This is a genomic window from Arcobacter sp. s6, assembly GCF_040884245.1.
Taxonomy (GTDB): domain Bacteria; phylum Campylobacterota; class Campylobacteria; order Campylobacterales; family Arcobacteraceae; genus Aliarcobacter.
This window is the reverse complement of the sequence record NZ_JBEVTN010000029.1, coordinates 1-4,804: the sequence shown is the minus strand read 5'-3', so window position 1 is coordinate 4,804 and position 4,804 is coordinate 1. Positions and strand designations below refer to the sequence as shown.

The 4,804-nt window shown below is 25.9% G+C and carries 3 protein-coding genes and 1 pseudogene; 2 read left to right on the top strand and 2 right to left on the bottom strand.

The annotated features are described in order from the left end of the window. Positions 1–73 precede the first annotated feature (73 nt). Positions 74–1,333: pseudogene (locus ABVS04_RS14730) on the top strand (methyl-accepting chemotaxis protein); the annotation flags it as partial. A gap of 155 nt (positions 1,334–1,488) precedes the next feature. Here the strand turns inward: ABVS04_RS14730 and ABVS04_RS14725 are convergent. Next, the gene (locus ABVS04_RS14725) at positions 1,489–2,151 is read right to left on the bottom strand and encodes a response regulator transcription factor (RefSeq protein WP_368031537.1); all 663 of its coding nucleotides are present in this window, start codon (positions 2,149–2,151) and stop codon (positions 1,489–1,491) included. Beyond that, a complete protein-coding gene (locus ABVS04_RS14720; RefSeq protein WP_368031536.1) occupies positions 2,148–3,212 on the bottom strand; it encodes a hybrid sensor histidine kinase/response regulator in 1,065 nt (354 codons plus the stop codon). The genes ABVS04_RS14725 and ABVS04_RS14720 overlap by 4 nt, the downstream gene beginning before the upstream one ends. Positions 3,213–3,307: 95 nt before the next feature. Between ABVS04_RS14720 and ABVS04_RS14715 the strand changes: the two genes are divergently transcribed. Then, on the top strand, positions 3,308–4,804 hold a 1,497-nt coding region (locus tag ABVS04_RS14715), incomplete at its 3' end, for a sensor histidine kinase (RefSeq protein WP_368031535.1).

Sequence of the window (4,804 nt, the reverse complement as noted above, 5' to 3'; positions counted from 1 at the left end):
AAGTGTCTATTTATGGGCTTTATAAAGCTTTTATACATAAGAAATTGATGATTTTTTTATGTGCGAAAGTTGAGTTACTAAATCAATAACTAGTTCTTTAAAAAATGTACAAGAAGGATTGATTAGCTTTTTTGCATATTTAAATAGAGAATCTGCAAGTGTTAAATTAATTGAGCTTGATACTAAAGATGAATTTGGAATGATGGCAAAAGTTGTAAATGATAACATCAAAAAAACTGAAAGAAGTATTGAAGATGATAGAAAAGTTATAGATGAAACAATTGCAGTTTTAGCTAAGTTTGAAAAAGGTGATTTAAGTCAAAGATTAAATATGAATGTTTCAAATCCATCTTTAATGCAATTAAAAGATGTATTAAATAATATGGCTTCAAATTTAGAAAAAAATATAAATAATGTTCTTAATATATTAGAGCAATATAGTAACTATAAATATTTGAATAAAATTGATCAAAAAGGTTTAACTGAACAACTTCTAAAATTAGCAAATGGTGTAAATACTTTAGGTGATTCAATTACAGGAATGTTAATAGAAAATAAAATAAATGGTTTAACATTAGATGAGAGTTCAGATATATTATTAGTAAATGTTGAGAAATTAAATATCAGTTCAAATGAAGCGGCATCGAGCTTAGAAGAAACAGCAGCAGCTATAGAAGAAATAACATCAAATATAAGAAATAATACTCAAAATATAGCAAAAATGGCTACTTTCTCAAATGGCGTAACAAAAGCAGCTTCAGAAGGTGAAAAATTAGCAAACCAAACAACTCAATCAATGGATGAAATAAATGCACAAGTTAATCTGATAAATGAATCAATCACAGTAATTGATCAAATTGCATTTCAAACAAATATTCTTTCATTAAATGCAGCTGTAGAAGCTGCAACTGCTGGAGAAGCAGGACGAGGATTTGCAGTAGTTGCAGCTGAAGTGCGAAACCTAGCTTCAAGAAGTGCAGAAGCTGCACGTGAGATAAAAGCAATAGTAGAAAACGCAACTAAAAAAGCAAATCAAGGGAAAGATATAGCTAATAATATGATTAGTGGATATAAAGAACTAAATGAAAATATCTCACAAACAATCAATTTAATCCAAGATATAGAAATGTCAAGTAAAGAACAATTATCAGGAATAGAACAAATAAATGATGCTGTAAATCAATTAGACCAACAAACACAAAAAAATGCAGCAGTTTCATCTCAAACACATGATATTGCAGTATTAACAGATGAAATCGCAAAACTAATTGTAAGTGATGCAAATACGAAAGAATTTGCTGGAAAAAATGAAGTAAAAGCAAAAAGTATGAAAGCTAATCAACATCAAAAAGAGACGAAAAAAGAAATTGCACCTGCAAAATCACCAAAACCTATAACAACAACAGCTCCTGTAAAGAGACCGTTAAATCTCAAGTTTCAAATGATGAGTGGGAAAGCTTTTAAGCTTTTCCCATTAGTTAAGTCAAATTATCTAATTAATTTATAGCCAATTCCTCTTAGGTTTATAATCATTCCATTCTTTAATTTTTTCTTTAGTTTATGAATAATTGTTCTCATACTTACAGCTTCCATTTCTTTACTATCCCATACATATTCATGAATCATTTCATTTGTAACTGTACTATTTATATTTTTTACAAGTAGACTTAAAAGTAGTTTTTCTTTACTTGTTAGTTCTATTTCATGTTTTGATTTATGTAAAGTTTGTTCAATTGTATTAAAGAAAAAGTCATATCCTAAATCCACAAGTAAATCATTGTTTTCATCTTTTTTTATATGACTTAGATGGTATTGAATTCGTAAAAATAATTCTTCAAAATCAAAGGGTTTTTTTATATAATCATTACATCCAAGAGCATAGGATTTTTTTATATTTTCTATGTCAATTTCAGCACTTATCATAATAATAGGAACATTTAAATCATCTTTTCTAATAAACTCCAAAACCTTATGTCCATCAAATCCTAGAACATTTAAGTCTAAAATATATAAATCATATTTACTATTGATTATTACTTCTATAGCTTTATAACCATCTGTAAAACTATCTACAAAAAAACCTCTATTTTGTAAAGAGAGTTTTACTATTTTATTTAAAGCAAAATCATCTTCAAGTAAAAATATTTTCATAATATTTCTTCTTTGATTATTAAGTTTTCTGGAAATATATAAGAAAATGAAGTTTTATTATCTACTGAAGTTACATTTATATTTATTTCATATTTAGAGCAAATATCTTTTACTATACTTAAACCTAAACCAAAACCTATATTTTTTTCTTTTTGTTGATAATATGCATCAAAAATTGTTTTTGTATTTGCTATTTGTGTTCCTTCATTTTTTATTTCAAGTCTATAAATATCTTCTTGTATATCTAAAATAATATCTATATTTGAATCTTCAAATCCATATTTAATTGCATTTGAGAGGGTATTATCTATTACTCTTTCTAATTCATAAGAATCTAAAAAAATATTAAACTCATTATGTATATCTAATGATATATCTATATTTTTTACATTTGCCATTTCATCAAAAAAAGCTATTCTTGAAGATAAAAATCTCACTAGATTTATATTTATAGGTTCTGATACTCTCTTTTCTTTTTTACTTAAATAGTATAAATCATTGTAAATTGAAGATAAAGATTTACTAGAAGCTTTTATTGTCTCAAACTGTTCTTTTGGTCCTAAAAGAGATTCTAAATTATCAACATTTAAAGAAATAATGCTAAGTGGAGTATTCATTTCATGGATGATTTTTTTTAGAAAAAAATCTTGTTGCTCCAAAAGTTTTGAGATAGTTTGCTTACTTTCAAAAAGTTTTAGTTGAGTTTTAATTCTAGCTTTTACTTCTTCTTTTTCAAAAGGTTTCGTAATATAATCAACTCCACCAATATTTAAAGCTTTTACTTTACTTTCAAGATCATCTAATGCAGATATAAAAATAATAGGTACTTCTTTTAGATTATCCTCTTTTTTAAGTAAGTTACATACTTCAAAACCATTTAAATCGGGCATTTTTATATCAAGAAGAATTAGCTGAGGTGGATTTATTTTTGAAGAGTTAATTGCAAATATTGCATTTGTTGAAGCTTTTATATTATAATTTTCTTCTTTCAAAATCTCATTAAGATATTTTAAATTTTCTTTCTTATCATCAATTATTAATACTGTATATTTTTTATCCATTAAGCTACTTTTTTTATTTTACTTTTTGTTAAGATTATAGAATAAAGAAAGTAAAACTAAAATGAGGTTTATACGTGAATTTAAAAAGACTTTTTATGTTGTTGTTTATTTTAAATACAGTTTCATTTATTTTTGTAGCAGTAATTGTAAATAAATACCAAAAAGCTACTATTCAACTAGAAGATGCATATAAAATGCAGTATAAATCACTTGTTCTTGCACAAGAGTTAAGACAAAGTAGTGATGATTTGACTAGAATGGCTAGAACTTATGTAATAACAGGAAATTCAAAATTTGAAAAACAATTTAAAACTGTCTTTGATATAAGAAATGGTGAAAAACAAAGGCCTTCAAGATACAATGGAATTTTCTGGGATTTTTATACTTTAGGTGATGAAGAACCTGTTTTAGATGGGGAGCAAATATCAATAAAAGAGCTTATGGAAAAAGCTAACTTTACAGACTCTGAGTTAAATTTATTATTCAAATCTAAAAAAGAATCAGATGAATTAACAAACCTTGAGCATAAAGCTATGAATGCAGTAAAAGGAATCTTTCAAGATAAAGATGGAAACTATACAGTAAGAGGAAAACCTGATTTTAAATTTGCAAGAGAACTTATGCATTCTGATGAATATCATGAAGCAAAAAAAAGAATTATGGAACCTCTTGATAACTTTTATAAAGCTTTTGAAAGTAGAACAAAACAGAAAGTTGATGAAGCAAGAGCTATGGTAAAAGAGCAAGAATTTTATGTAAATGTTGTGGTTTTATTTTCTGTAGTTTTTTTCTTAATGTCATTTTTCATCATTCTATTTAGAATTGTTTATCCTATAGAGTTTTTAAGAAGTGTGATGCTAAAACTTTCATCAAATGATATGAGTGTAGAGTTAGAAAGTAACAAATATGAAGATGAGCTAGGAGATATGATTGGAGCTGTTCAAATTTTCAAAGATAATACACAGAAGTTAATTTCAAGTGAGCAACAAATCAAAGTTTCAATGGAAGAAGCCACTAGTGCAAATAAAGCAAAATCAATTTTTCTAGCTCGTATGAGTCATGAACTAAGAACCCCATTAAACGCAATTTTAGGATTTGCAAATCTGCTTAAAAAATCTTCAAATATAAATGAACAAGAAAAGAAAAATCTTGAAGTTATAAATAGAAGTGGAAATCATCTTTTAAATATCATAAATGAAATACTAGAACTTTCAAAAATTGAGGCTGGAAAAATAGAATTAGTTCCTAAAACTTTTGAATTTTATGAACTAATAAAAGATATAGAATCAATGTTTGCTTTTAGATGTGAATCAAAAGATTTGAAGTTTAATTTAAATGTAAATGCAAATATTCCAAATATTATAAAAGCAGATGAACAAAGATTAAAACAAATTCTTATAAATCTACTAGGAAATTCATTGAAATTTACAAAAAAAGGTGATATTTCTTTAAACATTTACGAGCAAAGTGGAAAGCTATTTTTTGAAGTAAAAGATACAGGAATTGGAATAGATAAATATAATCTCAAAAAAATATTCAAACCCTTTGAGCAAATAAAAAAAGATGACTACAGTCAAAATGGAACGGGACTT